2 protein-coding genes are annotated in these 1,428 nt (G+C 73.7%); both read right to left on the bottom strand.

From position 1 onward, the window contains the following. Nucleotides 1-57 precede the first annotated feature (57 nt). Nucleotides 58-597: a PIN domain-containing protein gene (locus tag AOK16_RS20740; protein ID WP_055473700.1), complete on the bottom strand. Its 540-nt coding sequence runs from the start codon at nucleotides 595-597 to the stop codon at nucleotides 58-60. Beyond that, nucleotides 594-1,428: ImmA/IrrE family metallo-endopeptidase (locus AOK16_RS20745; RefSeq protein ID WP_055473701.1), on the bottom strand; the 835-nt coding region annotated here is incomplete at its 5' end. The genes AOK16_RS20740 and AOK16_RS20745, both read right to left, overlap by 4 nt.

The following is a 1,428-nucleotide window of genomic DNA, read 5'->3' on the forward strand; positions in this document are numbered from 1 at the left end:
GGCCAGCTGTGGGTCCGGTTTTCCGCCCGGCCGCTTCCGGCCGTCGGCGGCTGGCTGTCACCGTAGGGCGTCGGGTTCGGGAGGGAGGCGGTGTAGGCGGCGGCCGGCTGTGACCATGGCTGTCAGCAAGGCGTGGCCGTCGGGGGGTGGGAGGATTCCGCGGGTGGCTGCGATGTGTACGAGGTCCGTCGTCTGGAGTGCCCTGATGCCGCGGCGCCGGGCGTACTGGAACGCGTCGCGGTCGTCGGAGATCCAGTGGGCGCCGTGGAACTCGTCCCACTGCTCGATGACATGGCAGGTCTGCGCCTCCCCGAGGTGCTGGAGCGGCCGGCCGCGCACGCCGCCGAACACCGCGCGCCGGATCGTCTCCACGCGGCGCACGTCCGCGGGGCGTGAGATCTCCACCGGTTCGCCGAGCCATCCGTCGGCGAAGACCGTGGTCAGGTCCGGTAGATGGCGGGCCGAGCGCCGCGCCTCGAAGGCGACCGCCTCCGTCCACCGGCCGCGGCTGTCGAGCACCTTCTCCAGCACATCGAGCCGCTCGACCGCCGCGAAGTTGCACAGCACCGTGTTGTCCGGGAACCACCAGGTGGTCATGGGGTGAAGACCGGATCCCCGCTCGCCCCGCCAGAGGGTCCCTGTGCGCCGGTCGGCTCGTCCGGTGGGCCCAGTAGCGTTCGCAGGTCGTCCACGTCGCTGTCGAGGAGGGCGGCCAGCGGGCGCAGGGTGGTCTCCCCGGAGCGGTACGCGGCGAACAGCCCGTTCACCAACCGCACCGGCGGGAGCGGGGTGTTGGCGGCGGCCGCCTGGGTCATATAGGCGTCGATGGCGCCGAGCCGCTCGTGGCAGTCGGCCGTGGTGAACCGGCGCAGCCGGTTCCGCTCCCGGTCGCCGACCAGCCCGAGCGTCCGCAGCCGCGCGGCCAGCGCGCTGGGGGAGACGCGGCAGCGTACGACCATGGCGGCGAAGGCCTCGTCGTCCAGTACGAGGTCGTCGAGGTCCGGGCCGCTGCCCCGGGCCGCTCGCGCGGCCAGTTCTCGTACGTCCTGCTCCGGCATGAGCAGCGCGGCGGCGAAGGCGTTGGCCCGGATCTCGCTCGGGTCCTCCGCGAGCCCCGGCGCCATGCCGCTCTCGGCCAGCAGGTCCTGTGCGTCTCCGGCCAGGACATGCCCCAATTCGTGGGCGAGGGTGAACCGTTGCCGGGTCCAGACGGGGTGGGTGGCGACGATCGCCAGTCGGAAGCCGTCGTCCCGCCAGGCCAGCCCGTCCAGGCCGCTGGGCAGCCGGGTGATCGCCACGTCCACGCCGAACGCCCGTGCCCAGGTGGCGATCAGCTCGCCGGTCTCCAGCTCGGCGAGTGGCCCCACGCCTGCTGCGCGCAGCGCGGCCAGGACGCGGCGGGCGAGCTCGTCGCCCTGCGCGTGGGGG

Source organism: Streptomyces pathocidini, from assembly GCF_001418495.1.
In the GTDB taxonomy this organism is placed as follows: domain Bacteria; phylum Actinomycetota; class Actinomycetes; order Streptomycetales; family Streptomycetaceae; genus Streptomyces; species Streptomyces pathocidini.